The sequence below is a fragment of the Enterobacter cloacae complex sp. SHL018 genome (assembly GCF_049237905.1).
GTDB lineage: Bacteria > Pseudomonadota > Gammaproteobacteria > Enterobacterales > Enterobacteriaceae > Enterobacter > Enterobacter hormaechei_C.
Window position 1 is genome coordinate 90051 of record NZ_JBMKJE010000005.1, and the last position, 26179, is coordinate 116229.

Annotated in this window: 25 protein-coding genes; 9 read left to right on the top strand and 16 right to left on the bottom strand. The window is 57.2% G+C overall.

Annotated features, from left to right (window positions below):
• Positions 1 to 129: 129 nt before the first annotated feature.
• Complete coding sequence (locus ACOTY5_RS18025) at positions 130 to 1134, top strand: alpha/beta fold hydrolase (protein ID WP_421631988.1); 1005 nt, start codon at positions 130 to 132, stop codon at positions 1132 to 1134.
• Here the strand turns inward: ACOTY5_RS18025 and ACOTY5_RS18030 are convergent.
• Positions 1122 to 2024, bottom strand: coding sequence for a LysR family transcriptional regulator (locus tag ACOTY5_RS18030; RefSeq protein ID WP_015570111.1), 903 nt, complete (start codon positions 2022 to 2024; stop codon positions 1122 to 1124). The two genes, ACOTY5_RS18025 and ACOTY5_RS18030, sit on opposite strands and share 13 nt — an antisense overlap.
• 99 nt (positions 2025 to 2123) lie before the next feature.
• Between ACOTY5_RS18030 and ACOTY5_RS18035 the strand changes: the two genes are divergently transcribed.
• The 3 genes from ACOTY5_RS18035 (at position 2124) to nepI (ending at position 4551) form a co-directional block, all read left to right on the top strand.
• Entirely contained in the window at positions 2124 to 2576 is a 453-nt protein-coding gene (locus tag ACOTY5_RS18035) for a DUF1198 domain-containing protein (protein WP_045141771.1), read from the top strand.
• Positions 2577 to 2673: 97 nt separating this feature from the next.
• Positions 2674 to 3192 (top strand): SRPBCC domain-containing protein, encoded by a 519-nt coding sequence (locus tag ACOTY5_RS18040; protein WP_017694007.1) that lies wholly within the window; start codon positions 2674 to 2676, stop codon positions 3190 to 3192.
• Between the two features lie 168 nt (positions 3193 to 3360).
• Positions 3361 to 4551, top strand: coding sequence for a purine ribonucleoside efflux pump NepI (nepI, locus tag ACOTY5_RS18045; protein ID WP_015570108.1), 1191 nt, complete (start codon positions 3361 to 3363; stop codon positions 4549 to 4551).
• A 48-nt stretch (positions 4552 to 4599) separates the two neighbouring features.
• Here nepI and ACOTY5_RS18050 read toward each other — a convergent pair whose 3' ends face one another.
• From ACOTY5_RS18050 to ACOTY5_RS18075, 6 genes are all read right to left on the bottom strand, one after another.
• Complete coding sequence (locus ACOTY5_RS18050; protein WP_045141770.1) at positions 4600 to 5505, bottom strand: EamA family transporter; 906 nt, start codon at positions 5503 to 5505, stop codon at positions 4600 to 4602.
• Between the two features lie 134 nt (positions 5506 to 5639).
• Positions 5640 to 7019, bottom strand: coding sequence for a carbohydrate porin (locus tag ACOTY5_RS18055; RefSeq protein ID WP_045141769.1), 1380 nt, complete (start codon positions 7017 to 7019; stop codon positions 5640 to 5642).
• A 136-nt stretch (positions 7020 to 7155) separates the two neighbouring features.
• Positions 7156 to 7458 carry a PTS lactose/cellobiose transporter subunit IIA gene (locus ACOTY5_RS18060; RefSeq protein ID WP_014168006.1) on the bottom strand — a complete coding sequence of 101 codons (303 nt, stop codon included), beginning with the start codon at positions 7456 to 7458 and terminating at the stop codon, positions 7156 to 7158.
• Positions 7459 to 7463: 5 nt separating this feature from the next.
• Positions 7464 to 8840 carry a glycoside hydrolase family 1 protein gene (locus ACOTY5_RS18065; protein WP_045141768.1) on the bottom strand — a complete coding sequence of 459 codons (1377 nt, stop codon included), beginning with the start codon at positions 8838 to 8840 and terminating at the stop codon, positions 7464 to 7466.
• 17 nt (positions 8841 to 8857) lie between these two features.
• Positions 8858 to 10183, bottom strand: coding sequence for a PTS cellobiose transporter subunit IIC (locus tag ACOTY5_RS18070; protein ID WP_017694004.1), 1326 nt, complete (start codon positions 10181 to 10183; stop codon positions 8858 to 8860).
• An 11-nt stretch (positions 10184 to 10194) separates the two neighbouring features.
• Positions 10195 to 10509, bottom strand: a complete 315-nt coding sequence (locus tag ACOTY5_RS18075) for a PTS sugar transporter subunit IIB (RefSeq protein WP_003861034.1) — start codon at positions 10507 to 10509, stop codon at positions 10195 to 10197.
• Positions 10510 to 10802: 293 nt separating this feature from the next.
• On the opposite strand from ACOTY5_RS18075, the gene ACOTY5_RS18080 reads away from it, so the two are divergent.
• On the top strand, positions 10803 to 11753 hold the full coding sequence (locus ACOTY5_RS18080; RefSeq protein WP_003861033.1) for a LacI family DNA-binding transcriptional regulator: 951 nt from the start codon (positions 10803 to 10805) through the stop codon (positions 11751 to 11753).
• A gap of 48 nt (positions 11754 to 11801) precedes the next feature.
• Here ACOTY5_RS18080 and ACOTY5_RS18085 read toward each other — a convergent pair whose 3' ends face one another.
• The 6 genes from ACOTY5_RS18085 to ACOTY5_RS18110 form a co-directional block, all read right to left on the bottom strand.
• On the bottom strand, positions 11802 to 12098 hold the full coding sequence (locus ACOTY5_RS18085) for a YicS family protein (protein WP_003861030.1): 297 nt from the start codon (positions 12096 to 12098) through the stop codon (positions 11802 to 11804).
• Between the two features lie 82 nt (positions 12099 to 12180).
• Complete coding sequence (locus ACOTY5_RS18090; protein ID WP_032646699.1) at positions 12181 to 13338, bottom strand: multidrug effflux MFS transporter; 1158 nt, start codon at positions 13336 to 13338, stop codon at positions 12181 to 12183.
• A 49-nt stretch (positions 13339 to 13387) separates the two neighbouring features.
• The gene (locus tag ACOTY5_RS18095) at positions 13388 to 14752 is read right to left on the bottom strand and encodes an efflux transporter outer membrane subunit (RefSeq protein WP_045141767.1); all 1365 of its coding nucleotides are present in this window, start codon (positions 14750 to 14752) and stop codon (positions 13388 to 13390) included.
• Positions 14752 to 17862 (bottom strand): efflux RND transporter permease subunit, encoded by a 3111-nt coding sequence (locus ACOTY5_RS18100; RefSeq protein ID WP_045141766.1) that lies wholly within the window; start codon positions 17860 to 17862, stop codon positions 14752 to 14754. The genes ACOTY5_RS18095 and ACOTY5_RS18100 overlap by 1 nt, the downstream gene beginning before the upstream one ends.
• Positions 17862 to 18983, bottom strand: coding sequence for an efflux RND transporter periplasmic adaptor subunit (locus ACOTY5_RS18105; RefSeq protein ID WP_017383665.1), 1122 nt, complete (start codon positions 18981 to 18983; stop codon positions 17862 to 17864). The genes ACOTY5_RS18100 and ACOTY5_RS18105 overlap by 1 nt, the downstream gene beginning before the upstream one ends.
• 147 nt (positions 18984 to 19130) lie before the next feature.
• Positions 19131 to 19700 (bottom strand): TetR/AcrR family transcriptional regulator, encoded by a 570-nt coding sequence (locus tag ACOTY5_RS18110; RefSeq protein WP_032620543.1) that lies wholly within the window; start codon positions 19698 to 19700, stop codon positions 19131 to 19133.
• Positions 19701 to 19885: 185 nt separating this feature from the next.
• On the opposite strand from ACOTY5_RS18110, the gene ACOTY5_RS18115 reads away from it, so the two are divergent.
• The gene (locus ACOTY5_RS18115; RefSeq protein ID WP_017383664.1) at positions 19886 to 20305 is read left to right on the top strand and encodes a GNAT family N-acetyltransferase; all 420 of its coding nucleotides are present in this window, start codon (positions 19886 to 19888) and stop codon (positions 20303 to 20305) included.
• Here the strand turns inward: ACOTY5_RS18115 and ACOTY5_RS18120 are convergent.
• Positions 20302 to 20949, bottom strand: a complete 648-nt coding sequence (locus tag ACOTY5_RS18120; protein ID WP_006812486.1) for a TetR/AcrR family transcriptional regulator — start codon at positions 20947 to 20949, stop codon at positions 20302 to 20304. The genes ACOTY5_RS18115 and ACOTY5_RS18120 overlap by 4 nt on opposite strands.
• Before the next feature lie 78 nt (positions 20950 to 21027).
• Between ACOTY5_RS18120 and ACOTY5_RS18125 the strand changes: the two genes are divergently transcribed.
• Both ACOTY5_RS18125 and nlpA read left to right on the top strand, forming a co-directional pair.
• Positions 21028 to 22527 (top strand): MDR family MFS transporter, encoded by a 1500-nt coding sequence (locus ACOTY5_RS18125; RefSeq protein WP_015570095.1) that lies wholly within the window; start codon positions 21028 to 21030, stop codon positions 22525 to 22527.
• Between the two features lie 229 nt (positions 22528 to 22756).
• The gene (nlpA, locus tag ACOTY5_RS18130) at positions 22757 to 23557 is read left to right on the top strand and encodes a lipoprotein NlpA (protein WP_020480549.1); all 801 of its coding nucleotides are present in this window, start codon (positions 22757 to 22759) and stop codon (positions 23555 to 23557) included.
• A gap of 33 nt (positions 23558 to 23590) precedes the next feature.
• Here nlpA and ACOTY5_RS18135 read toward each other — a convergent pair whose 3' ends face one another.
• On the bottom strand, positions 23591 to 24271 hold the full coding sequence (locus tag ACOTY5_RS18135) for an EAL domain-containing protein (protein WP_032646710.1): 681 nt from the start codon (positions 24269 to 24271) through the stop codon (positions 23591 to 23593).
• 75 nt (positions 24272 to 24346) lie between these two features.
• Positions 24347 to 24967, bottom strand: coding sequence for a LuxR C-terminal-related transcriptional regulator (locus ACOTY5_RS18140; RefSeq protein ID WP_015570093.1), 621 nt, complete (start codon positions 24965 to 24967; stop codon positions 24347 to 24349).
• Positions 24968 to 25537: 570 nt separating this feature from the next.
• On the opposite strand from ACOTY5_RS18140, the gene ACOTY5_RS18145 reads away from it, so the two are divergent.
• Positions 25538 to 26173, top strand: coding sequence for a LuxR C-terminal-related transcriptional regulator (locus ACOTY5_RS18145; protein WP_015570092.1), 636 nt, complete (start codon positions 25538 to 25540; stop codon positions 26171 to 26173).
• Positions 26174 to 26179: the final 6 nt, after the last annotated feature.

Here is a 26179-nt window from a genome sequence, read left to right on the forward strand (position 1 = left end):
TTTTTTATTTTTCACGGCCTGCCTTTTACCTTTACCCCGCTTTACACACCCGCCCCTCTCCATGCTCTACAGTTTTTTTGCTGCCGCCTTTCGTGCAGCCTTAGCCCTTTTTGCTAACGGAGAGCTTGCATGTTGACCCGACGATTGTCCTGCCTGGCGCTGCTGATGGCGCTGGCCTCCCCCGCAATGGCCGCGGATGCCCCCACCTACGGTGAGAAGCTGGGAGGTTTTGACTACGGCTGGCCGGTAAAACACTTTACCTTTACCTCGCAGAACCAGCCTCTGGATACGGCTTACCTGGACGTGAAGCCGGAAAAACCCAACGGCCGCACCGTGGTGCTGATGCACGGCAAAAACTTCTGCGCTGGCACCTGGGACGGCACGATCCGCGCGCTTTCAGCCAGCGGGTATCGCGTGATCGCACCCGACCAGATCGGCTTCTGCAAATCCACCAAGCCGGAGCATTATCAGTACACCTTCCAGCAGCTGGCGGATAACACCCACGCGCTGCTGAAAACGCTGGGCGTCGATCGCGTGACGGTCATCGGCCATTCGACCGGCGGCATGCTGGCGACCCGCTACGCGCTGATGTGGCCGCAGCAGGTGGAGCAGCTGGTGATGGTGAACCCAATAGGGCTTGAAGACTGGAAAGCGCGCGGCGTGCCGCATATTACGGTCGACCAGTGGTACCAGCGCGAGTTGAAAGTCAGCGCCGACGGCATTCGTCAGTACGAGAAAAACACCTACTACGCCGGGGAGTGGAAGCCGGAGTACGAGCGCTGGGTCACCATGCTCGCCGGGCTGAACAACGGGCCGGGCAAAGCGCGCGTGGCGTGGAACTCGGCGCTGCTCTACGACATGATTTATACCCAGCCGGTCGTCTATGAATTTAACGAGCTGAAGATGCCGGTATTATTGATGATCGGCACGAAGGACAACACCGCCATCGGGAAAGATCTCGCCCCACCGGAGATCCGCAAGACGCTCGGCAATTACGCGGTGCTGGGTAAAGAGACGGCGAAGCGCATTCCGCACGCGACGCTGGTTGAATTTAACGACATGGGCCACGCGCCGCAGATGCAGGATCCTGCCCGCTTCCACGAGGCGCTGCTGAAAGGGCTTCAGGCGCGCTGACTGGTCTCCAGCAACAGCCCGCGCAGCCACGCCTGCGCGAGGTTGCGGTGCGTTCTGCCGTGCCAGGCCATGCTTTTGGTAAAACCGGGCACGGGAACCGGCGTCTCGCAGACGAACATCCCCGTCTGCTTTTCCGCTATGCGTGATGGCACAACGGCAATCATATCGCTGAGGGCCAGCACGTCCGGCAGGACTAAAAAGTTACTCACCGATAAGCCAACATGCCGCGTTCGGCCAGTTTTCTCCAGCGCGCCATCCGTTACGCCGCGAAAACCGTCGCCCTCGTAAGAGACCAGCACATGCTCCAGGGCGCAAAACCGGTCTAACGTCATGGGCTGTCCGGCATCCGGATGGTCGGCACGCATCATGCAAACGTACCGTTCATCATAAAGCGCCCGGCTGTGAAGCTCATCTGGCGTGGTGTGCGGGGTGATCAGCGCCACGTCGACAGAGCCTTGTTCGAGCTGGCTGACCAGACGGTCGGATTCCACAGGTACCACGCGCACGCGAATCCCCGGCGCCTGCACCTTAAGCGCAGCGATAAACGGCACGACGACCGCGCGCAGGGCGTAGTCGGTCGCGGCAAGCGTGAAGGTGAACGTTGCGGTGAGCGGATCAAAGGCGATCGGCTGAAGCAGCTCGTCGATATCTGCCAGAATGCGTTTGACGGGAGCCGCCATCGCTTCCGCCCGGGTGGTAGGCACGATGCCGTGCGGCGCGCGGATAAACAGCGGGTCTTCAAAGTAATCCCGCAGGCGGTTAAGCATGCCGCTTACCGCTGGTTGGGTCAGGGCAAGACGCGCCGCCGCGCGGGTGACGCTGCGTTCGTCCAGCAGGGCATCCAGCGTTTTCAGCAGGTTAAGATCCAGCGTGCGCAGATCCGCTTTCATGACGTTTTTCCACCTCTTTTCCGTTTACTATTATGGCGCTGCCCGCTGTTGACGCACTGCGTTTCCCGCTATGATGGGCGGCTAGTCTAAGGAGAACGCATGGTCTGGATAATGCTGGCAACGCTTGCCGTGGTGTTTGTGGTTGGATTTCGTGTCCTGACCTCAGACTCCCGCCGCGCCATCAAACGTTTAAGCGAGCGGCTGGGGATCACCCCGATGCCGGTCGAGTCGATGATTGACCAGTTCGGTAAAACGCCGGGCAATGAGTTTATCCGCTATATTGAACGCCCCGACGAGGCGCATCTGCTAAATGCCGCTCAGGTGCTGCTTATCTGGCAGGTCTGCATCGTCGACGCCAGCGAAGAGAATCTGCATACCTGGCACCGCATGCTGCGTAAAGCCCGTCTGGCCGCGCCGATCACCGACGCGCAAATCCGCCTCGCGCTCGGCTTTATGCGCGAGATAGAGCCAGACCCGCAGGAGTTCAACGCCTTCCAGCTGCGCTACAACCAGCTTTTCCTGCCGGAAGAGGGCGTGTTTTACCTGCACTGATATCACAAAACGTGATGAAGAGTATAAAGCATCGTCATTAGATTTATATCACCCGCAGGCGCACCATCACCTTATCAACTAACCGATGAGGTGAACCATGAAACAATCCGCCATTATCTGGCCGAACGACTACCTGCCCGGCACCACCGATAACTTTGCCTCCAACGAAATCATCGTCGCCGGGCTGAGCGCAAAAGAGATTTGGGCGCAGCTCAACGACACCACCCTGTGGCCGAACTACTACAGCAACGCCGAAGATATCCGTTTTCACGACGGCAGCGGCCCGGCGCTGAGCGCCAACGCCCGCTTCCGCTTCACCACCTTCGGCTTCCCGGTTGAAGCGCAGGTGACGGAGTATGTTCCGCCCGTGGAGGGCGAAGCCGCGCGTATCGCGTGGCACGGCTGGGTAGAAGGGGATGCGAATTCGCGTCTGGACGTGATCCACGCCTGGCTGTTTGAAGACCTGCCGGGAAACCGCGTGCGCATTCTGACTCAGGAGTCGCAGAAAGGCGTGCCGGCGCAGGAATTAGCGCGCACGGTGCCGAACCCAATGATTAACGGGCATCAGGAGTGGATTGTCGGGTTGGCGAATGCCGCTCTTAAGGCTCGCGGGTAATTTTGCCCGGTGGCGCTTTGCTTACCGGGCCTAAAAGCCCGTAGGCCCGGTAAGCAAAGCGCCGCCCGGCATTAAAAAACGACAAAAGTTGTCGAAACGTTAAATTCGTCACACTTTTGATGATAAACTGCGCGACTTTTCCGCACGTTTTTATCTTCAGGTGATGCCATGACAGAACATACCCAGCCCACGACTACACCGCAGGCCAAAGAGGTTTCACGCCCCAACTGGTCGGCGGTTTTCTCCGTGGCGTTTTGCGTCGCCTGCCTGATCACCGTCGAGTTCCTGCCGGTGAGCCTGCTGACGCCGATGGCGCAGGATCTGGGCATTTCCGAGGGCGTGGCGGGGCAGTCGGTGACCGTCACCGCGTTTGTGGCGATGTTCGCCAGCCTGTTTATCACCCAGGCGATCGGCACCATCGACCGCCGCAAGGTGGTCATTCTGTTCAGCGTGCTGCTGACGCTCTCCTGCCTGCTGGTCTCTTTCGCTGAAAGCTTCACCCTGCTGCTGCTCGGCCGTGCCTGCCTGGGGCTGGGATTAGGCGGCTTCTGGGCGATGTCCGCCTCGCTGACCATGCGCCTGGTGCCCGCGCGTACGGTGCCAAAAGCCTTGTCCGTTATCTTCGGTGCGGTCTCGATCGCGCTGGTGATCGCCGCGCCGCTGGGCAGTTTCCTCGGTGGAATTATCGGCTGGCGCAACGTCTTTAACGCGGCGGCGGTGATGGGCGTGCTGTGCATAATCTGGGTGTGGAAGGCGCTGCCGTCCCTTCCGGGGGAAGCGGCGCACCACAAACAGAACATGTTCGCGCTGCTGAAGCGCCCCGGCGTGCTGGCGGGGATGACCGCCATCTTCATGGCCTTTGCCGGGCAGTTTGCTTTCTTCACCTATATCCGCCCGGTGTATATGACCATGGCGGGCTTTGACGTGGACGGCCTGACGCTGGTGCTCCTGAGCTTCGGGATCGCCAGTTTTGTCGGCACCTCGCTGTCGTCCCAGTTCCTGAAGCGCTCCCTGAAGGTCGCGCTGGCGGGTGCCCCGCTGGTGCTGGCGATCAGCGCCGCAGTGCTGGTGCTGTGGGGCAGCGATAAGTGGGTGGCTTCGGCGATCGCGATTATCTGGGGCTTTGCCTTTGCGCTGGTGCCGGTGGGCTGGTCGACGTGGATCACCCGCTCGCTTGCCGATCAGGCGGAAAAAGCCGGGTCGATTCAGGTGGCGGTGATCCAGCTGGCGAATACCTGCGGCGCGGCGGTGGGCGGCGTAGCGCTCGACCATCTGGGGCTGACCTCGCCGCTGGTAATTTCCGGCACGCTGATGCTGCTGACCGCGCTGCTGGTGGCGGGGAAGGTTAAGGCGAAGTAGTGCTTTTCTCCCTCTCCCGTGGGAGAGGGTTGGGGTGAGGGCATCAGGCTACGCCGATGCCTTAACCCTTCTACGCGAATCCATCGAAATCAACACCACCGACGACACAATCAGCAGCGTCCCCAGCCAGTCCGGCAGGGTGAATGCCACCCCCAGCAACACCACCGACAGCAGCGCGCTGCTCAGCGGCTCGGCGCAGCTCAGAATGCTCGCCTTCGGCCCGCCGATCATCTGTGCGCCTTTCAGATACAGGCTGAACGTCAGCGCGGTGCCAATCACCACCAGGTAGAAAAACGCCAGCAGCAGGCCGCCGTCGATCACGAAGGTGGTGCCGCGTCCGGCGTAGAACGGCGTCAGCATTAGTCCCGCAATCAACATACTCCAGCCGACAATCGGCAGCGTGCCGTAGCGGGCGATAAGCGTCGACGGGTACGTCGTATAAAACGCCGCGGCAAACGCCGAGGCGATACCGAAGAACAGCGCGGCCGGCGAGATGGAGAGCGACGTCGGGTCGCCGTGGGTTACCAGCAGGAAGGTACCCACAAGCGACGTGAAAATCGCGGATAAGACAAATATGCCGGGACGCGTTTTCCGCGCCAGCGCAAACCATGCCACGATAATGGTCGGCGACAGAAACTGGAGCACGGTGGCCGTCGCGGCGTTGGATTTTTCAATTGTCAGCAGGAAGGTGAGCTGCACGGTAAGCGCGCCAGCCAGCGAGAAAAACAGCAGGCTGAGGGCGTCTTTACGGTTTTTGACGACCGAGAAAATCTTGTCGCCGTGAATGAAGGAGAGCGTCAGCAGGATCACGCCGGTAAACAGCAGACGAACCATGGTCAGGTAAGGCGAAGAGATGTGGCTTTTCTCCATGATGTACTGCGCGCAAACCCCGGAACTGCCCCATAAAACGGCGGCGATCAGGACGTTGAGCATCCCTTTGCGTGTGGAACCCATGTTCTCCCCTGTTATGTTGGTTTTTTTGTAGCATAACATGGGATCTTGCCGGGTGGCGCTACGCTTACCCGGCCTACAAAACCTTGTAGGCCCGTGCAAGCGCAGCGCCGCCGGGCGAAACAAACGACGCTCTACTAGAACCACGCCTCCCACATCGCGCCGACGTTGAAGTCGTCCAGCGTTTCATCTTTGGTGTTGTTCACGCGCGCGGTACGTTCGTTATCCACCTTGCCGCCGGTCACGTAGAAGCGCAGCATCGGACGGAACTCCGGCCCCATGGCGATAGACATGTTCTGCGACAGGGTCAGCTTCCAGCCCTTGTTGTCGCCGCCGTTGTCGTAATCCACGTGCTGCCAGCCCGCTTCCAGCCAGGTGGAGTGAACGTCGTTCCACCAGTGCATCGGGCGCACGATGGCGTTGTAGTTCTTGCGGTTGTCGGTCTTATCGCGGCTGTTGTCGTAGTCGTGGAAGGCGAGGAGGTACTCCACCTGCGTCGCCTGGGTGAATTTGTACAGCCCTTCGAAGCTGGCGTAGACTGTGGTCAGATCCTCGGTTTTGTTGAACACGCTGTTGTCCGCGTTATCGGAGTAGCGGGCAATCACCTTGTTCACGCCGCTGTCGTTGGTGTGGCTCAGCACCATGCCGCCCTGCCAGGCGTTCAGACGTTCGTCGCTCTCCACCGCTTTCGAGTCAAAGCCGTAGTTGGCGTACAGCTCCAGATCCAGCGGACCGAGCTTCATACCGTGGATTTTAGACGTCGCGGCGTAGTTGCCTTTGTCGCCCGTGCCGGACCCGCCGGTACAGGTGATGCGCGACGGGTTCGCTTCGTCTTCCATCACTTCCGGGCTACAGGATTCCACTGCCGCCACGGTGGCCACGTCAAACTGCACGCCGCCGATGTCGAAGTTCTTCACCCCGGCGCCCTGACCGTCGTGGTTCATCCAGAAGTAATCGTTGATGCCCTGCTGCGGGCGCTGGTGGAAGTCGCGACCCGCCCAGAAGTAGGCGTTCGGGTTGGAGGCCATAATGTTGGTCACGCCGGCGTAGGCTTTCTTGAGGTTAACTTCGTCGCCCCAGTGGTCGATCATCACGTTGATGTCCCAGATGGCGCCGTTTTCGCCCTTGAAGGCTTTAGAGAGCTGGAACTCGCCGCCGTTGCCTTCGTTACCCAGACGACCAATAGCGGACGCGCCGTTGTAGGAGCCGTCCACCGCCACGTATTTCTGATCGGCAGCCTGGAAGTGCGCGCCGTAGCGGGCGTAGCCGGTAAATTTAACCCCGAACGGGATCGCCATATCCGGAGATTGCGCCGCGCTCTGCGGCTCGGTCACCACGTCCGCTTTTTTCGCGACCGCCGCGTCCATTTTGGCCTGACGTTCTGCCAGGGCTTTATCCACCGCTTTTGCCACAATGGCGTCGATTTGCTCCTGCGTAAATTCCTGTGCGAGCACGGAAATTGGGCAAAGCGCGGCGATAACCGCCATGGTTAATGGAAGTTTTTTAATCGTATTCATGGTTATCTCAATATAGTTTAATTTTATTCAGACAATAACCATCCCGCTCCGATCTGACAGAGTATGTCGCTATCATCAGAACAAGTGGATCTCTATTTATGGTACAGAGGTATTACAGTAATTATTTCGCCATAGATTATCTCTGATATAAATGAATAATTTCTTCGGATAACTCGCGCGCTAATAAGGAATTCATTAAATGATCCTGGGCGTGCACCATAATTAAGGTCATCGGCTGGCGGGCTTCGCCCGCATCCTGCTCGATCAGTTTGGTCTGCATCTTGTGCGCCTGGCGTGCGTAGCCGTCGGCTTCGCGCAGCAGGCTTTTGGCCTCGTCAAGGTTGCCCTGACGCGCCGCGTGCAGGGCTTCAAAGCACAGGCTGCGGGACTGGCCGGCGTTGACGATAATTTCCATTACGGCTTCTTCTAGTGCGATCATCATCATTACTCTTTATCAAAACTATTATTTAAGGCGGTGGCGGCAAACCACTCTCCGCTTTTTTTAATGGTGCGCTGCTGCGTCTCTACATCGAGCTGAATAAAACCGTAGCGATTTTTATACGCGTTACACCACGACCAGTTATCAATAAACGTCCACATATGATAGCCAAGGCAATTGCAGCCTTCGCTAATACCTTTGTGCAGCCACGATAAATGCTCATAAATAAAATCGATGCGGTATTGATCGTTAATCTGGCCATTTTCAATAAAGCGCTGCTCGTTTTCGACGCCCATGCCGTTTTCCGAAATAAAGCAGCGAGGGTTGCCGTAATTATCGCGCAGGTTAACCAGAATATCGTAAATACCCGGCGCGTAGATTTCCCAGCCGCGGTACGGGTTCATCTTACGGCCCGGCATCTCGTAATTATCAAAGAACCACTCCGGCATAAACGGCGCCTGCGGGTTCACCGCGCTGTCGCGACACTTCACGCGACGCGGCTGATAGTAGTTAACGCCGAGCAGGTCGATTTTCCCTTCCGCAATCAGGAAACCGTCTTCCGGCTTGCAGGCGGGCAGCTGATCGTAAGATTTCAGCAATGCCACCAGGTCCGCCGGATACTCCCCGCGCAGCACCGGGTCGAGGAAGCTGCGGTTAAACATCAGATCCGCTATGTGCGCCGCCTTCACGTCCGCCGGGTTCCGGGAGCGCGGGTACGACGGCGTCAGGTTGAGCACGATGCCGATCTCACCCGCGTAGTGTCCGGCGCGGTAAGCCTGAACGGCCTTCGCGTGGGCCAGCACGGTGTGATACGCCACGGTGGCTGCCCGACGAAAATCCACCACGTTCGGGTAGTGGAAGTCGTACAGATAACCGCCTTCCACCGGAACAATCGGCTCGTTGAAGGTAAACCAGTGCAGCACGCGGTCGCCGAACAGCTCGAAGCAAATCTGCGCATAGCGGGCGTACGCGTCCACCACGTCACGGTTTTCCCAGCCGCCAATCTCCTGCATCGCCATCGGCATGTCGAAATGGAACAGGGTGATAAACGGCGTGATACCCTGCTCGTTTAGCTCATCAATGACCTGATTGTAAAAATCGACCGCGTCCGGGCTCACTTCACCGATACCGTCGGGGATCAGGCGCGCCCAGCTAATCGAGGTGCGAAAGCTGTTGTGGTTCAGCTGCTTTAACAGCTGAATGTCCGTTTTCCAGTGCTGATAAAACGTGGAGGTGTGCTGCGGCCCCACGCCGTTGTGAAAACGGTTCGGCTCGCGGGCAAACCAGTAATCCCACGTGGTTTCGCCCTCTCTTGCCCCTTCCGTCTGGAGAGCGGAGCTTGCGCTGCCCCACCAGAAGTTATCGGGAAATGCGTATTTCATGACCCTTCCTCTTTGACTTAATTGCTGACTGTTTCAGCGGTGCCGACGGTTGCCTGGGCTTTCTGCTCTTCATTTTTGATGAGCGTACGCTCATAGGCGCGCAGGAACGGCAGGTACATCAGGGCGGACATCACCATGCAGACCAGGCACATCACCACCGGGCTCAGCGCCCAGTTCGCCGCCCACGAGGCGCCAATCGGCGCGGGCGTGGTCCACGGGGTTAACGAAACCACCTGAGCCAGCCAGCCGAGTTTGGTTGCGCCGTACGCCAGGCAGGCGTTGACCAGCGGAACAAACACGAACGGGATAAACAGCATCGGGTTCATGATGATCGGTGCGCCGAACAGAATCGGTTCGTTGATGTTAAAGAAGCTTGGCACCACGCCCATTTTGCCGATGGTGCGCAGGTGGGTAACGCGGCTACGCAGCAGCAGGAACGCCAGCGGCAGGGTGGAGCCTACGCCGCCAATCAGCAGGTAGTGATCCCAGAAACCTTGCAGATAAACGTGCGGCAGCGCCGCGCCCGCCGCCAGCGCCGCCTGGTTTGCAGAGAGGTTCGCCATCCAGAACGGGTTCATGATGCCGGTGACAATCAGCGACCCGTGGATACCAGCGAACCAGAAGATCTGGCACAGCAGCACGGAGAGCAGAATGGCGGGCAGCGAGTCAGACGCCGACACCAGCGGCTCCAGCAGGTGCATAATCGCCTGCGGGATGATCATCCCGGTCTGCGCTTCAATGAACAGGTTCAGCGGGTGCAGCGTTCCGATCACCACCATCACCGGGATCAGGATCTCAAACGAACGCGCCACGCCGGTCGGCACTTCCTTCGGCAGGCGGATGGTGACGTTGTTCTGTTTCAGCCACGCATAGACGCGAGTGGAGTAGATCGCGGTGATAAGCGCAGTGAAGATCCCCTGACCGGAGAGATACTGGGTCGAAATTTTGCCATCGGCATAGGGCGCGGCGACCAGCAGGAAGGCCATAAAGGCCAGCAGGCCGGACATCACCGGATCGAGGTTAAACTGACGCCCCAGGCTTGCCCCAATCCCCACCGAGATGAAGAAGGTCATCACGCCCATGCTGAGGTTAAACGGCAGCATCAGCTGTTCGCGGTAGGTCTCGGAGAAATCCAGCCAGCCGCGGGCGAAGCTGTTGGTGGTATCCGCCGAAAACGGCGGGAAGATAAACACCAGCATAAACGAGCCGATGATCATAAACGGCAGCGCAGCGGTAAAGCCGTCGCGGATGGCAATCACATACTTTTGCTGACCGAGCTTCGCGGCCAGCGGCGTAATTGACTGCTCAATCACCGCGACCATGGATTGATATAACGAACTCATGTGAACACCTTTTAGTGTGCCGCTTCGATGAGCGACAGAGCATAGTCCAGTACTTTATCGCCACGCTGCATGCCGTAATCCATCATGTCGATGGGCTGCACCGGAATGCCTTGCGTCGCTGCCTTGTCTGAGAGCGTCTTTAACATGTATTTCACTTGCGGTCCGAGAAGCACCACCTGATAGTGCGGAAACTGCGTATCAAATTCGGATACGCCATACGCATCTATCTTCACGGGCAAGCCCCGTTCTTTTGCAACATCGATCATTTTGCTGACCAGCAGGCTGGTGGACATCCCGGCAGAGCAGCACAGCATAATCTTGAACATCGACAACCATCCTCAAAATGTAAAAAGTTATTGCGAGGATGATTGGACATGATACGGAAACCGGTTTCCATTTATAAAAGACAGAAGTGTGATAACCATCAAGATCCAATACTTATGAGGCTAATTAACCGGATGTGGGTCACATAATTTGGCTGTTTTGGCATCAAATTGAGTGGAAACGGAAAATCGGTTTCCATGGAAAACGGAAACGGATATACTCCGTTCTGGCTATAATGTGAGCCGTAGCGGTGATGGAAATTACAGACGCCAGTTGCGTCTGACAGGGGAGAGAGATGTCTACAATCAACGATGTATCGCGTCTGGCCGGGGTGTCCAAAGCCACGGTATCACGGGTGTTGAGCGGGTCGCGTGGCGTTAAAGAAGCCAGCCGCCAGGCTGTTCTGAAAGCGGTGGATGAGCTGAACTATCGTCCCAACGTGATCGCCCAGTCGCTGCTCAGCCAGTCGACGGGCTGCATTGGGGTGATTTGTGCGCAGGAAAACATTAACCAGACCACCGGTTACCTGTACGCGCTGGAAAAACACCTCAGCCAGCATCAAAAACATCTGCTGCTGCGTTTTGCACACACAAAAACAGAAGTGATGAACGCCCTTGAAGAACTCTCCTGCGGCTTATGTGATGACATTCTGGTGATTGGCGCGCGTTTCCCGCTGGACGTGGACATGGACAACGTGATTCTGGTCGACTGTATGGAAGCCGATAACGCCAACAGCATTCAGTTCGATCACGCGTTCGCGGCTGAAACGGCCTGTAACTATCTCACCAGCCAGGGGCGTCGCCAGATAGCGCTGATCCACCCGCACGGCAGCGGTTTTGCCGATCAGGTGCTGCTGGGCTACAAACACGCGCTGGAGAAAAACTTCCTGCCCTTTAATCGCAACCTCGTGTTTATGGACGCGACTTCATCGTCCGTTGCGCTTCAGGAATTACTCAACAACGCGTCCACGCTGAACTTCAACGCGCTGCTGGTGGCGGATGAGCAGGAAGCCCAGCGGGTGATCCCGCAGTTACAGGCGTTTAATAAATCGGTACCGGAAGACATCATGGTTTTCAGCCTCGGCGGTTCGCTGCATCTGCCGGGTATTCCGGTGATCCCGGCCATTGAGTATTCCATGGACGCCATGGCGGCGCGCATCGTGAGCTGGCTGACAGAGAAAACGCAGATGCTCGGGTCCTACGTTCTGCGCGGGGATTTGATTATTCCGGATGTGCGGAAGCGTTAAACGTGTGATGTAGGCCGGGTAAGCGCAGCGCCACCCGGCGCTCAACCCTCAGTAATCTTCCATACAATCCACCTGACTTACTGCATCCCAGTAGGCGTCCAGGTTGTCACGCTTCACGGCGGTGATGGCGTTTTTGATCAGCAGCTGATTGGCCTCAGACGACAAAATCATCGCCTGCCAGGCCTTATCGCTCTGCTTTTTCTGCGGGGTACAGGTTTTCTTCACATCTTTCAGGACCTGCTGTTTTATCTGGGCCTCTTTCTCCGGAGCGCTCTTCTCCTGCGCGTGAACAAACGCAGCGAAAATCAGGCAAACGAGCAGGCAAACCAGGTGTGCAGATTTCATCGAAACCTCCTTTGAAAGTCACATGCTTCCCCTGAAATATATCGTTACATTCATCAACGCGATTCAAGCCAAAAGTATGAATTTACGCATTCTGCGTGCGAGATCCGATCGCCAGTGCAATGCCATAGCTTACTAACACCGCGAGACTCATTTTCAGCATCGTTTCTCCGCCGATACCGGCGAGAGGCGCTGCGATCCCGCCGAATAAAAACATCAGCATGCCCAGAATGGCTGACGCTGTGCCGGACTCCTTCGCGTCGACTGCGCTCATCGCTTCTGAACCCGCAATGGTGCTGATCCCGCTGTTAAATGCGACGGTGAAAAAGAGTGCAATCAGTGCCGGAACGGAAAGCTGCATCCACGCAAAGAGCAACGTCAGCCCCGCGCAGGTTACGGCCAACACCAGACCTATTTGCATTAACCCTTCCGCCGGGTGTCGGCGTGCCAGACGGGAGAAAATCAGCGCTGAGACGATCAGGCCGATACCGTTTACACCGAACAGCAGGCTGAACTGCATGGCGCTCAGGCCATACTCGTTTTGCATCACAAAGGAGGATGCCCCGATATAGGCGAACAGCCCCGCCAGCATGAAGGCCTGGATCAGGCAGTAGCGCATAAAGCGACGATTTTTAAGTACCGTCCTGGCGGTTTGCGTCAGCGATCCCCCGCCCTGTTTCTCTGTGAGGGACTCGCGGATAAAAAGCTGGCTGGCGATCAGCAGCGCCAGACCCGCCCCTGCCATTACCCAGAACAGCATCCGCCAGTCGAAATGCGACGCGATATAGCCACCGAGTACCGGGGACACCACGGGCGCGATGCCGTTGACCGTCATCAGTAGGGCAAAAAACTGCGTTAGCATCGTGCCATGATAGTTATCACGGGCGATGGAGCGGGCAAGTACGGAGCCGCCCGCCCCGGCAACGCCCTGCACAAATCGCCAGCCGATTAGGGCGTAAATATTCTGCGTGCTGGCACAAAGCACTGAAGCCAGTACAAACAGCAAAAGTGAGAACAGCAGCGGCGTTTTACGTCCGATGCGATCGCTTAGCGGGCCGAAAAAGAGTTGTCCCAGCCCCAGGCCAATCAGCGCCGAGGTAAGAGAAAGCTGCGTCAGCGTTGTGGAGGTGTTGAGCTGGGTGGCGATCTCCGGCAGCGCCGGAAGATAAAAATCGGAACACAGCGGCCCGATCGCCGTCAGCAGGCCAAGGATGGCCGCGAAAGAAAAAGAGAGTTTTGCCATAGGTATTTACTCTGATGGCCGGGCAGCGTTGCGCCGCCCGGCAGTGATGTTACTGAATCCCGCCGCCCAGCGACTGCCACAGCGTGATGCGGTTTTCCAGGTCGGTTTGCTGCAAGGCAATCAGTGATTCCTGCGCCGACCACAGCGACCGCTGCGCGGTGAGCACCGTCAGATAATCGCCCGCGCCAGCCTTGTAACTGCGCGTCGCCACATCCAGCGTTTTTTGCTCCGCCGCCACGTATTCACGCTGGGCATCAAGCTGTTCACTCAACGTTTCGCGCCGGGCCAGCGCGTCGGCCACGTCCTTGAACGCGCTCTGGATGGTTTTCTCATAGGTCGCAATTAACCCTTTTTTCTCGGCTTCCGCATAGCGCAGCTGCGCCATATTGTTGCCGCCGCTGAACAGCGGCAGGGTGATGGAAGGTGCAAACGACCAGACCTTCATCCCGTGGCTGAACAGGGACGACAGCGAATCGCTGCCGACGCCCGCGCTGGCGGTGAGCGAGATGGTCGGGAAGAAGTTGGCGCGCGCCGCGCCGATGTTGGCGTTGGCGCTCAGCAGGTTATGTTCCGCCTCCTGAATGTCCGGACGACGCAGCAGCGCGCTGGAGCTGACGCCCGCCGGGATCAGCGTGATGGCGTTGTCGCTCAGGCTCTCCAGCGTGCCGGGTAGCAGGTTATCGGGCACCGTATCGCCCGCCAGCAGGTTGAGAGCGTTTTTGTCCTGCATCACCAGCGTCTGGTAGCTCGCCACGCTGGCGCGCGCCTGCTGGTAAACCGCCATCGCTTCACTGACGTCCGTTGCCGCTGCCACGCCCACTTCCTGCCGGCGCTTCACAATCTTGAGCGAGTTTGCGGCGCTCTCCAGGGTGGACTTCGCCAGCGCCAGATTGCTGTTATCCGCCGCCAGCGTCACCCACGCCGTGGTCAGCTCGCTGACCATCGTCAGGCGCGTGTTCTGCGCGGTGAATTCGCTGGCAAGCCAGGTTTCACGCGCGGCACGCGACAGGCTCTGGTTGCGGCCAAACAGATCCAGTTCGAAGCTGGAGACCGCGCCGTTGGCTTCGTCACTTGTCGCGACGCCGCTCGCCAGCGTGCGGCTGCGGGTGTGGCTCAATTCCGCGTCCACCGTCGGGAACAGGGACGAGCGCGTTTCGCCATACTGGGCACGGGCGGCGTCGATATCCGCAATCGCTTTTTGCACGTCGCGGTTGCTGTTGAGCGCCATCGTCACCACGCTTTTCAACCGCGCATCATTCATCACCTGCTGCCACTGGCTCACCACGGCGTTGGCTTCGCCATGGGCGCCCGGCAACGTCGCCGGGACGGGGGCGTCCGGGCGCTGATACGTGGGATCTAATGACACACAGCCCGCGCTCAGCAGCGCTAACGTTAATACGGTTACACGAAACATTATGACCTCCGGTTTGCGTGCTTACCGGAGAACAGACGTTTCACCAGTACAAAGAATAAAGGAACAAAGAAGATGGCCAGCAGCGTCGCGGCCAGCGTCCCGCCGATAATACCGGTACCGATCGCCACGCGGCTGTTGGCCCCGGCGCCGGTGGCAATCGCCAGCGGCGTCACGCCTGCGATAAACGCCAGCGAGGTCATGATGATCGGACGCAGACGCGTCTGGGCGGCCCGCAGGGCGGCGCGCGTCAGGGAGTAGCCTTCGGCCACTTTGGCTTCGGCAAACTCGACAATCAGAATGGCGTTCTTCGACGACAGACCGATGGTGGTCAGCAGCGCCACCTGGAAATAGACGTCGTTGTTCAGGCCGCGCAGGGAGGCGGCAACCGCTGCGCCAAGCACCCCAAGCGGGATCACGAGGATCACCGAAATGGGCACCGACCAGCTCTCATACAGCGCCGCCAGGCACAGGAACACCACCAGGATCGAGAGGGCATAGAGGCTCATTGCCTGACCGCTCGCCAGTTTTTCCTGCAACGACAAACCGCTCCATGCCCAGGTGCTGCCGGACGGCAGGTTATTCGCCAGCTGCTCCATTTTGCTCATCGCCGTACCGGAGCTGGCGCCGCTGGCGTTTTCGCCCTGAATCTCATACGCCGCCGAGCCGTTGTAGCGCACCAGGCTTTCCGGGCCATACTCCCAGCGGGTGGTGGCGAAGGCGGAGAACGGGGTCATGGTGCTGTCGCTGCCGCGCACATACCATTTGTTAAGATCCGACGGCACCGCGCGATAGTCACTGTCGCCCTGGATGTAGACCTTTTTCACACGGCCACGGTCAATGAAGTCGTTCACGTAGGTGCCGCCCCAGGCGCTGGAGAGGGTGTCGGTAACATCGCTCAGGGAGAGCCCCAGCGACACGGCTTTGTTGTTATCGATATCCACCTGAAGCTGCGGCATCTGCGGCAGATCGTTGGCGCGCACGGCGTGCAGCGAGTTGTCCTGGTTGGCTTCGCCAATCAGCTGGTTACGCAGTTTCAGCAGCGCGTCGCGGTCGGTGCCGCCGCTGGCCATCAGCTCAAAGGTAAAGCCGTTGCTCTGGCCTAAACCATCCACCGCCGGGGGCGTCATGGCGAAAATTGTGGCATCCCGAATGGTGCTCAGCTCCTGCGTGGCGCGCAGGGCAATGGCCTGGGCGGTGTTTTCCTCGCCTTTGCGCTCTGACCAGTTTTTCAGGGAGACGAACGCCATCCCGGCGTTCTGGCCGCTGCCACTGAAGCTGAAGCCTTCAACGGTAAAGATCACGTCGGTATTGGCTTTCTCTTTGGTGAGGAACCACTCGCGTACCTGGCGGCTTACCTCGGCGGTACGCACCGCGGTTGCGCCGGCAGGCAGGGTGTACTGCACCATGATTTCACCCTGGTCTTCGGTTGGCAGGAAGCTGCCCGGCAGTTTTAGCATGGCGAACCCCATCGCGCCGCAGAGCAGGGCGTAGATCACCAGCATGCCACCGGAACGGCGCAGGGCGCGCAGCACCTTGTTCTGATAGCCGTGCTCGGTCTTACTGTAGAAGCGGTTAAACGCGCCGAAGAAACCTTTTTTGTGCGGAGCGGTGTGATTCAGGATCGAGCCGCACAGCGCGGGCGTCAGGGTCAGCGCCACCACCACGGAGAGGAACATCGCCGAAATAATGGTGACCGAGAACTGACGGTAAATCACCCCGGTAGAGCCGCCGAAGAAGGCCATCGGCAGGAATACCGCAGAGAGCACCAGCGCAATGGCGATCAGCGCGCCGGAAATTTCGCCCATCGATTTTTCGGTCGCTTCCCGGGCGGGCAGCCCTTCGTCGCGCATAATACGCTCGACGTTTTCCACCACCACGATGGCGTCATCCACCAGAAGCCCTATCGCCAGCACCATCGCAAACAGCGTCAGGGTGTTGATGGAGTAACCGAACAGCGCCAGCACGCCGAAGGTGCCCAGCAGCACCACCGGCACCGCCAGCGCCGGGATCAGCGTCGCGCGGATGTTTTGCAGGAACAGGTACATCACCACCACCACGAGGATAATGGCTTCGAACAGCGTCTGAATCACGTCCTCAACGGAGATCTTGATGAACTCGGTGCTGTCTTTCGGGTAGGCCACATCGTAGCCTTCCGGCATCGACTTTTTGAACTCGGCGATCTTATCTTTTACCGCCGTGGCGGTGTTAAGCGCGTTGGCGCCCGGTGAGAGCATCACCGCCATACCCGCCGCCGGGTGGCCGTTCAGCTTCGCGGTGGCGGTGTAATCTTCGCTGCCCATCTCCACGCGCGCGACGTCGCTGATGCGCACCACCGCACCGTTGGACTGGCTCTTGACGATGATCTTTTTGAACTCATCGACCGTTTGCAGACGCGACTGAGCGCGGACGGTGGCGGTCAGCTGTTGGGCGTTCGACGAGGGCAGTGCGCCGATTTTACCGGCGGAAACCTGCACGTTCTGCGCTTCAATCGCGCTCTGCACGTCGGAGGGCATCAGCGAGTACGACGCCAGCTTCGCCGGGTCGAGCCAGATGCGCATCGCGTATTCTGCACCGAACACCTGTAGGCTACCGACGCCATCCACGCGCGCCAGCGGATCCTGCATATTACTCACCAGCCAGTCGGCGATATCCGAGCTGCTGGCGGTGTCGGTTTTGTCATATACGCCCATGATCAGCAGGAAGTTGCTCTGGGATTTTTCGACGGTGATCCCGGACTGCTGCACCTCGGTCGGCAGGCGCGATTCCGCCTGCTGGACTTTGTTCTGCACCTGTACCTGAGCGGTGTCCGGATCGGTTCCCTGTTCAAACGTGACGTTAATACTCACCGACCCGTCCGAGCTGCTGGTGGAGGTGAAGTAGAGCAGGTTATCCAGCCCGGTGAGCTGCTGCTCGATCACCTGCGTCACGCTGTTTTCCAGCGTCTGTGCGGAGGCACCGGTATAGGTGGCGGAGATTTTGATCGACGGCGGAGCCACGTCCGGGTACTGCGCAACGGGCAGCGTGCGGATCGCCAGCATTCCGGCGAGCATGATGAGAATGGCGATAACCCAGGCAAAGACCGGGCGACGCACGAAGAAACGGGAAAACATCAGGCGTTTCCTCCGTTGGTTTTCATCTCTTCAGCTTTCACTTCCTGCCCGGCGGTGACTTTATCGGTGCCTTCCACAATCAGCTTATCGCCCGCCTTCAGGCCGCTCAGCACCAGCCATTTGTCGCCGTAGGTGTCGCCCGTCTCCAGCTGACGCTGTTCGACCTTGTTGCTGGCGTTCACCACCAGCGCGGTGGCGGTGCCTTTGGCGTCGCGGGTGATGCCCTGCTGCGGGGCGAGGATCGCGTCATTCATGATGCCTTCATCCACTCTGGCGCGGACGAACATGCCCGGCAGAAGCTGATGCTGCGGGTTCGGGAAGACGGCGCGCAGGGTGACTGAGCCGGTAGACTCATCCACCGCCACTTCGGTCAGCGCCAGGCGGCCTTTTTCGCTGTAGCTGCTGCCGTCTTCGAGAATCAACGACACGTTCAGCGTATCGCTGTTGCTGGCGAGGGTTTGCTTGCGTAAACGCAGCAGATCGGCGCTGGAACGGGTTAAATCGACGTACATACTGTCCAGCCCGCGAATGGTGGCCAGCGCGGTATCCTGCTGGGCGGTCACCAGCGCGCCGGGGGTCACAGAGGAGATGCCGATACGTCCGGCAATCGGCGCGGTGACGGTGGTCCAGTTGAGGTTAATGCGGGCGCTTTCCAGCGCGGCTTTCTTTGACTCGACGCTGGCCTTGTCCTGCGCGCAGGTGGACTTCGCGTCTTCCGCATCCTGACGTGATACGCCGTCGTCCTTCACCAGCTGCGCATAACGCCGGGCTTTCTGGCAGTCGGCCTGCACCAGCGCCTGCGCCTGTTTCAGTGCGGCGGCGGCTTCATCATACGCGGCGCGGTAGCTGGAAGGATCGATCTGATACAGCGCTTGCCCGGCCTTGACCGTATCGCCTTCGGTGAACAGGCGCTTCTGGATAATGCCACCTACCTGGGGGCGCACTTCGGCGCTCATTGCGGCGGCGGTGCGGCCGGTCAGCTCGCTGACGACGGACACCGGCTGGCTCATGAGGGTGACAATCCCCACTTCCGGAAGAGGACGTTGAGGAGCAGATGTTTGCGCATTATCGCACCCTGTCAGGAGGAGTAATGCCGCGATGGAGGTTGTTATGGTTTTCATAATCTTTTTCCAGGGTGAACGAAGCCTGCCCTGTTAATCGCTTAACAGGGAGGAGGGCTAATTAAAAGCACAGCGATCCCGCATCTCTGGCTGAGCCAGAAATGAAAAAAGGGAAATTACTTATTTCCGCTAATTATTCACATGCGATTACTTCGCAGAGAAAATCATATTTAAAATATTCTGGTATATAGGCTCTAATTGTTCTGATGGTACTTTTAAAGGCGTGAGTCGACGGTAAATCGTGCCTTCGATCATCACGGCGGTAATCTCCACGCAGCAGCGAATATGCTCATCGCTCAGGTGAGGAAACTGCTTTTTCAGATGCGCGCAGGCGTTGGCGAACATGCGGGCTTCGGCTTCGATCAGCATGTTTGCCACCAGCGGATTGCGCGTGGCCTCTGCGGACATTTCGAGCATCAGCGCGTCATCGTCTTCGTTAAGCGTCTGGCGCCAGGCAAGCGCCTGCGGCATCCCTTCAACCAGGGTTTTGCCCTGCATCTCTTCAATACGTGAGTCGATAATGCGCCGGATCATCTCTTCAATAATCGCGTCTTTGTTACTGAAATAGCGATAGATTTGTCCGACGCTGAGCCTGGCTTCGCTGGCGATCTGCGACATGCTGGCAGCGTGAAATCCACTGGCGCGAAAGCAGCGGCGCGCGGCGGTAATGATTTCGTCCTGCCGCAGTTTTTGTCGTTCTTCCAGCTTTGTACTCATTGTCGGCTACCGTAAAAAGTGAGAATGATCGTTCTCATTATACGTTTTCGGAGACTATTGGAAAGGCTTTTTTTATTTACATATTGAATGAATATTTCCAGGTATAAACAATGGAGAAAATAAGGAGTTTTTATGAAGGTTAAGCTGTGAGATATTCAGATTGCGCTGAAAATAAGGAGAGAATTATGCATCTGAGCATTACAGATAATGTCACAGCCGAAGAAAAAGAAGAATTATTAACGGGGCTAAGAGCCTATAACGCGCAGTTTTTAGATCTGTCGACATTTGGCGGCGATATTGGCGTATATATGCGAGACGACAATGGCGTCATGCTGGGCGGGTTAATCGGCGTACGGAAAGGCGACTGGCTGAACATCGACTATCTGTGGGTCAGCGACAGCGTGCGGGGAACGGGCGTGGGAAGCCAGCTTATCAAAACGGCTGAAGAGGAGGCCCGTCGCAAAGGCTGTCGTCACGCGCTGGTGGATACGGTCAGCTTCCAGGCGCGCCCGTTCTATGAAAAGCAGGGTTATCAGGTGCAGATGTCCTTGCAGGATTACCCTTATCAGGGAATGCAGAGACACTATCTGTCCAAAAATCTTTAACCGCCGATCCCGGTGCCTATCACGGCTAACACGTGGCGCACCACTATCTCCGGCGAGAGGGCGCTAAGCCTCTCGTCATTGCGCATGCGGGAGAACGGCACCAGCACCAGGCTCAGCAGCGTAGTGAACAGCAGTTCGGGGGCCAGCGCCGGATTCAGCTTTCCTTCCTGCTGCCAGCTTTTGATGGTTGCCAGCGTGGTGTGATATTTCTCATCGCCAAAGCGTGCCTGCAAATGGGTGCGCAGTACCGGCATCTCGCCAATCACCTCCTGCATCCACAGCGGGGCAAACCAGCGATACTTTTCCGCCAGTTCGGCCAGCACCCTGACCATTTCCGTCAGGGCATCCACCGGCGAATCCCGGTTGTCGGCGAAAATCGCCCCGATCCGCTCGCGTAACGGCAGGAAGCGCTCCTCAATCATCGCATCCAGTAACTGTTCTCTGGAGTTGAAGTAGTAGTGCAGCATGGCGGGCGTCACGCCTGCTTCGCGGGCGATGGCGTTCAACGACGTATTGGCGATCCCCTGGCGGGAAAAGAGGTTCAGGGCGATGTCCAGCAGCTGTTCACGGCTGGCGGTAACGCGCTTGCCGCCGCGTGGCCGACCGGGGCGGCGGGGTTCAGAATTGTCCTTTTGTGCTGGCATGGTCACCGTATCTCTTGATCTTATTCATCACTTCCACAAATATTAATTATACGATTAATTAATTTCAAGTGATGTCTTATGGAGTCCGACGTAATGACTCAACCTGCGAAAAAGGCGCCGTCGATTAAGCTGCTGTTCAGCGCACTCCTGCTGGTGATGCTGCTCTCGGCGCTGGATCAGACCATTGTCTCCACCGCGCTGCCGACCATCGTCGGTGAGCTGGGCGGGCTGGATAAGCTCTCGTGGGTGGTAACGGCCTATATCCTCAGTTCGACCATCGTGGTGCCGCTGTACGGCAAATTCGGCGATCTGTTTGGCCGAAAAATCGTTCTGCAAATCGCGATTGTGCTGTTTCTTGTAGGGTCCGCGCTGTGCGGTCTGGCGCAGAACATGACCCAGCTGGTGCTGATGCGCGCCCTGCAAGGTCTGGGGGGCGGCGGTCTGATGGTGATCAGCATGGCTGCCGTGGCGGACGTGATCCCGCCTGCCGATCGGGGTCGCTATCAGGGGTTGTTTGGCGGCGTGTTTGGCCTGGCGACGGTGATAGGGCCGCTGATCGGCGGGTTTATCGTTCAGCACGCATCCTGGCGCTGGATTTTCTACATCAACCTGCCGCTGGGGCTGTTTGCCCTGCTGGTGATTGGCGCGGTTTTCCACGGCAGCGCGCGGCGCAGCAAGCATGAGATTGACTACCTGGGGGCGATTTACCTCAGCATGGCGTTGCTGTGCATCATTCTGTTTACCACCGAGGGCGGGACGATCCGCCAATGGAGCGACCCGCAGCTGTGGTGTATTCTGGCCTTCGGCCTGACGGGGATCGCCGGGTTTATCTACGAAGAGCGGCTGGCGTGGGAGCCGATTATCCCGCTGTCGCTCTTCCGCGACCGCAGCTTCCTGCTCTGTAGCCTGATCGGTTTTATTATCGGCATGTCGCTGTTTGGCTCCGTCACTTTCCTGCCGCTCTATTTACAGGTGGTAAAAGACGCCACGCCGACGCAGGCCGGTTTGCAGCTGATCCCCCTGATGGGGGGGCTGTTGCTCACCTCCATCATCAGCGGGCGCATCATCAGCCGTACCGGGAAATATCGTCTGTTCCCGATCCTCGGCACGCTGCTCGGTGTGGTGGGGATGGTGTTACTGACGCGCATTTCAATCACCTCCCCAACCTGGCAGCTGTACCTGTTTACCGGCGTGCTGGGCATGGGGCTGGGACTGGTGATGCAGGTGCTGGTGCTGGCGGTGCAGAACAGCGTGTCAGCCGATCAATACGGCGTCGCGACGTCTGGGGTGACGCTGTTCCGTTCCATTGGCGGGGCGATTGGCGTTGCGCTGTTTGGCGCGGTGTTCACCCATATTCTGCAATCAGGCCTGATCGACAGGCTGCCGGAAGGGGCGGAACTGCCGCGCGAACTTAATCCCGTTGCCATACACCATCTGCCTGATGCCCTGCGTCTGGACTATCTGGATGCGTTCGGCTCGGCGATCCATGCGGTATTCATGCTGGCGGCGGGGATTATGGTGCTGGCGTTTGTGCTGTCGTGGTTTTTGCGCGAAGCGCCGCTGCGTCGGCAGGCGTGAGGGAAGCGGTTCTGCTTGCGCCTGGACTACCGTAGCCTGATGCCCATCGCCCGGTGGCGCTACGCTTACCGGGCCTACACTTCCCCCGTCACGTAGGCCGGGTAAGCGCAGCGCCACCCGGCAACAGGCCGCATATAACTTAACCGTCTTACTGATTCCTTTTCGTTTTTTAGCCTGCCGTCTCGTTGTCGATATAGTCTTCAAAACGTCTATCAAAAGGAACTGTCTCGTGAAACTTCGATTGGGTGCGCTTCTCCTGACTGGCCTGCTGCTCGCGGGCTGTGATCAGGGCGGCAATGATGCCAGACACATTAAAGTCGGCGTGATCAATGGCGCTGAGCAGGACGTGGCGGAAGTCGCCAAAAAGGTGGCAAAGGAGAAATACGGTCTGGATGTTGAGCTGGTGGGCTTTAGCGGCTCGCTGCTACCCAACGATGCCACCAACCAGGGCGAACTGGACGCCAACGTCTTCCAGCATCGCCCGTTCCTCGCAGAAGATAACAAGGCGCACAATTACAAGCTGGTCGCCGTGGCCAATACCTTCGTCTTCCCGATGGCGGGTTACTCCCGAAAGATTAAATCGGTCTCTGAGCTGAAGGACGGCGCAACCATTGCGATTCCAAACGATCCCACCAACCTTGGCCGCGCGCTGTTGCTGCTGCAAAAAGAGAAGCTGATTACCCTTAAACCGGATGTTGGCCTGCTGCCAACGGCGCTGGATATTACCGCGAACCCGAAAAACTTACAGATTATGGAGCTGGAAGGGGCGCAGCTGCCGCGCGTGCTGGACGATCCGAAAGTGGATGTGGCCATCATCAGTACCACCTATCTCCAGCAAACGGGGCTTTCTCCGGTACACGACAGCGTCTTTATCGAAGACAAAAACTCACCCTACGTGAATATTGTGGTCACGCGTGAAGAGAACAAAGACGCCGAAAACGTGAAGGAATTTATCCAGTCCTATCAGTCGCCGGAAGTGGCGAAAGCGGCGGAGACCATTTTTAACGGTGGCGCGGTGCCGGGCTGGTAAGCCCCGGTAAAAAGGCCAGCGCTCCGCTGGCCATCAAAGCGTTACGCGGGCATCGGTTCGGCTTTCGGGCCACAGAAAACCCTGACCAGACTGTGCGCCGGACGCGCGCGCGCGCGCCAGATCCCGCGAGTTTTCGATGCCTTCTATAAGAATTGATTGCGCGATACCTGCCCTGACCTCCTGTACAAACGGGGCAAGCGGCGCGCGCTCGCGCAGCGCTGAGCGGTCAATTTTCACCCCATCCAGCGGCAGCGCAAGTCGCGCGAACGCCTCCGCCAACTCCCGGGTTAAATCGTCCAGCCAGATTTGCCATCCCGCCTCTTTTAACCGAACAAGCGTGGCATGAAGACGACGTTGCTCATCCTCGCCCAGCCGTGTGATGGTGAGGGGATCCTGAATTTCAATCGTTAACCGCTGCTGATGGCGTAACGCCAGCAACAACCGGATAGCGCGTTCGTTGAGAAGGTGTTCTGCCGGAAGGTTTAGCCAGTAAGCGTCCCGGGCGGGTATCTGTAACAGGGTGTTGGCCTGCCAGAAGAAGATTTGCAGCGCGCTGCGCGAGGGCAGCGAGGCAAACAGCACCTCAAGATTGACGTTATGGATCTCCACGAGAACTTCATGCGCGAACACCTGGCCCGAATGAAGATCGACAAGCGGCTGGAATCGCAGCCCTGAGATACGTTGCAACAAGGGAGAGGGAAGAACGGTATACATGGAACAGCCTTCAGGAAATGAAAAAAGGTTCCCGCGGACACGGGAACAAAAGGCAAACGACACACGGTCAAATTCTTAATTCAGGATCCAGCGAATGCTCTGGTAAAACGAGGGGCCACGCACGGCCTTAAGCTTGTTCATGGCGTTGTTCTTATAAAAGTAAACCAGCCTGACGTTACACCCCAGCTGACGGGCGATTTGCTTGGTTTTCAGATTACAGGAATAGCCGCGCAAGACGCTGGCCTCCTCGCTGGACAACCTCGCCGGGGTGCGTAAGCGGGTCGTCATGCCTACGTTGTAACGGCCAGACTCTTGCGGCGTCTGGCTCATCAGTATTTGCCACAGCGCTTTGATATCCCCCAGGGAGACTCTTTTGCTGATGACTCCATCAACATGTTTGAATTTCAAATAGCCGGCGGATAACGAATAGATATAGATCTTCGCTGTCACTTGTTTCTGTTTAATACAGAGAATGTCGTCATTCGTCGTCACCCGGAAATGACGCGTATTCAACGGATCATAAATGATGATATCAAAGAGTTGTTCACTCATAGCAAGTTCTTCGATATGGGTAAATCCATGGAAAATAACGTCGTGTTTTTCATCAGGCTCACGCTTTCCAAGCGATTGCAGGCCAATCATCGTGAATTCGCAGCTGTCAACAACGGCAACGTGAATTGTTTTTTTATTTTGCATTGGCATTCTCCTTTCGCTGAGTAAACAGTCCATATAAGAGAAAATGGCGGTTCGCACTCTCTTATTAAAAGAATAGCGAGCACTTTTTTAAATAACGCGATGCGATGGCATCAATGTAAGCCAATACAAACCGTCGAGTAAAGCTGAAGCCAATTATTAGCGGAAGATAAAATTGAAAAATGGTTTTAATGGTATATGCAATTGTTTTAACCTTCTAATAATATTCATGCCAGATTTTTATTCTGTAAATGAGCGGATAATAAGCATCAGAAGGTTGATTAATGGGGTTAATCCACCGCCTTTTCAGTGATTTACTGCTGTTTCTGTAAGAAAAATTGTGATCGTGGCAGGGTTATCGACAGGGCTTTATCTGCGAGGGGAAACGGCGTGCAGAATAAAATAGAATTTTTTCTATGAATTTAATGTCCTTGTTCAGATTTTTAAGCCTGAGAAGGATAAAATCCTGGCGCGAAGAGGTTGTGAGTGGTGAGTACATAAACTATTATCATTTTCCTCCGGTCACGAGAATTTAGAAAAGACATGAATAATACTGAACGTATCGTAAGGGTAATGGTGTTTTACAAAATAAATATATTTAAAGAGATAATATTCCGGGCGCTCCAGGATCTTTTACCCGATTACGTACTGAACATTACTCAGGTCGATTCCACAGAACAGGCGCTGGCGGCGGTGGCGGATAATAACGTGGATGTTTTCTTCACTGAATTTAATTATCTGCTTAATCATAAAGAGTGGAGTGCGGAGGTCAGCAGCCGTTTTACATCTTTATGTAAAACCCATCACGTCAGGCGTGTTCTGTTGGTGCCCGAGCTGCCTTACGGGCTGTTAAAAAAAGTTCTGGAGATGAAATTTGAATTAACCATCAGTCAGCAGGATGAATTGACTGAACTGAAAAAGGAATTACCCGCGTTGCTCATGGCGGACGGGCAAAAACCGTCGATCTCTTCGTGGCTCAGGCGGGTAATGCGGTCCGGCTCCCGGGCGCGTTCCATCCTCTCGGCCAGAGAGTGGGAGGTGCTTCATCTTATCGTGGAAGGATTTTCAACGACGGAGATTGCCCGTCATCGAAACCGTTCGGTCAGTACCATTGCGACACAGAAACACAATGCAATGAAAAAGCTGAATCTTTCCAACCACAGCGAACTGATTAAGTATGTGCAAGCGGTTGGAAAGATGGAGGAATAGTTCACA

What these genes read in the sequence shown, in the direction of transcription:
- ACOTY5_RS18025 (WP_421631988.1), top strand. Translation starts at nt 130, where the DNA reads ATGTTGACCCGACGATTGTCCTGCCTGGCGCTGCTGATGGCGCTGGCC.
- ACOTY5_RS18030 (WP_015570111.1), bottom strand. Translation starts at nt 2,024, where the DNA reads ATGAAAGCGGATCTGCGCACGCTGGATCTTAACCTGCTGAAAACGCTG.
- ACOTY5_RS18035 (WP_045141771.1), top strand. Translation starts at nt 2,124, where the DNA reads ATGGTCTGGATAATGCTGGCAACGCTTGCCGTGGTGTTTGTGGTTGGA.
- ACOTY5_RS18040 (WP_017694007.1), top strand. Translation starts at nt 2,674, where the DNA reads ATGAAACAATCCGCCATTATCTGGCCGAACGACTACCTGCCCGGCACC.
- nepI (WP_015570108.1), top strand. Translation starts at nt 3,361, where the DNA reads ATGACAGAACATACCCAGCCCACGACTACACCGCAGGCCAAAGAGGTT.
- ACOTY5_RS18050 (WP_045141770.1), bottom strand. Translation starts at nt 5,505, where the DNA reads ATGGGTTCCACACGCAAAGGGATGCTCAACGTCCTGATCGCCGCCGTT.
- ACOTY5_RS18055 (WP_045141769.1), bottom strand. Translation starts at nt 7,019, where the DNA reads ATGAATACGATTAAAAAACTTCCATTAACCATGGCGGTTATCGCCGCG.
- ACOTY5_RS18060 (WP_014168006.1), bottom strand. Translation starts at nt 7,458, where the DNA reads ATGATCGCACTAGAAGAAGCCGTAATGGAAATTATCGTCAACGCCGGC.
- ACOTY5_RS18065 (WP_045141768.1), bottom strand. Translation starts at nt 8,840, where the DNA reads ATGAAATACGCATTTCCCGATAACTTCTGGTGGGGCAGCGCAAGCTCC.
- ACOTY5_RS18070 (WP_017694004.1), bottom strand. Translation starts at nt 10,183, where the DNA reads ATGAGTTCGTTATATCAATCCATGGTCGCGGTGATTGAGCAGTCAATT.
- ACOTY5_RS18075 (WP_003861034.1), bottom strand. Translation starts at nt 10,509, where the DNA reads ATGTTCAAGATTATGCTGTGCTGCTCTGCCGGGATGTCCACCAGCCTG.
- ACOTY5_RS18080 (WP_003861033.1), top strand. Translation starts at nt 10,803, where the DNA reads ATGTCTACAATCAACGATGTATCGCGTCTGGCCGGGGTGTCCAAAGCC.
- ACOTY5_RS18085 (WP_003861030.1), bottom strand. Translation starts at nt 12,098, where the DNA reads ATGAAATCTGCACACCTGGTTTGCCTGCTCGTTTGCCTGATTTTCGCT.
- ACOTY5_RS18090 (WP_032646699.1), bottom strand. Translation starts at nt 13,338, where the DNA reads ATGGCAAAACTCTCTTTTTCTTTCGCGGCCATCCTTGGCCTGCTGACG.
- ACOTY5_RS18095 (WP_045141767.1), bottom strand. Translation starts at nt 14,752, where the DNA reads ATGTTTCGTGTAACCGTATTAACGTTAGCGCTGCTGAGCGCGGGCTGT.
- ACOTY5_RS18100 (WP_045141766.1), bottom strand. Translation starts at nt 17,862, where the DNA reads ATGTTTTCCCGTTTCTTCGTGCGTCGCCCGGTCTTTGCCTGGGTTATC.
- ACOTY5_RS18105 (WP_017383665.1), bottom strand. Translation starts at nt 18,983, where the DNA reads ATGAAAACCATAACAACCTCCATCGCGGCATTACTCCTCCTGACAGGG.
- ACOTY5_RS18110 (WP_032620543.1), bottom strand. Translation starts at nt 19,700, where the DNA reads ATGAGTACAAAGCTGGAAGAACGACAAAAACTGCGGCAGGACGAAATC.
- ACOTY5_RS18115 (WP_017383664.1), top strand. Translation starts at nt 19,886, where the DNA reads ATGCATCTGAGCATTACAGATAATGTCACAGCCGAAGAAAAAGAAGAA.
- ACOTY5_RS18120 (WP_006812486.1), bottom strand. Translation starts at nt 20,949, where the DNA reads ATGCCAGCACAAAAGGACAATTCTGAACCCCGCCGCCCCGGTCGGCCA.
- ACOTY5_RS18125 (WP_015570095.1), top strand. Translation starts at nt 21,028, where the DNA reads ATGGAGTCCGACGTAATGACTCAACCTGCGAAAAAGGCGCCGTCGATT.
- ACOTY5_RS18135 (WP_032646710.1), bottom strand. Translation starts at nt 24,271, where the DNA reads ATGTATACCGTTCTTCCCTCTCCCTTGTTGCAACGTATCTCAGGGCTG.
- ACOTY5_RS18140 (WP_015570093.1), bottom strand. Translation starts at nt 24,967, where the DNA reads ATGCAAAATAAAAAAACAATTCACGTTGCCGTTGTTGACAGCTGCGAA.
- ACOTY5_RS18145 (WP_015570092.1), top strand. Translation starts at nt 25,538, where the DNA reads ATGGTGTTTTACAAAATAAATATATTTAAAGAGATAATATTCCGGGCG.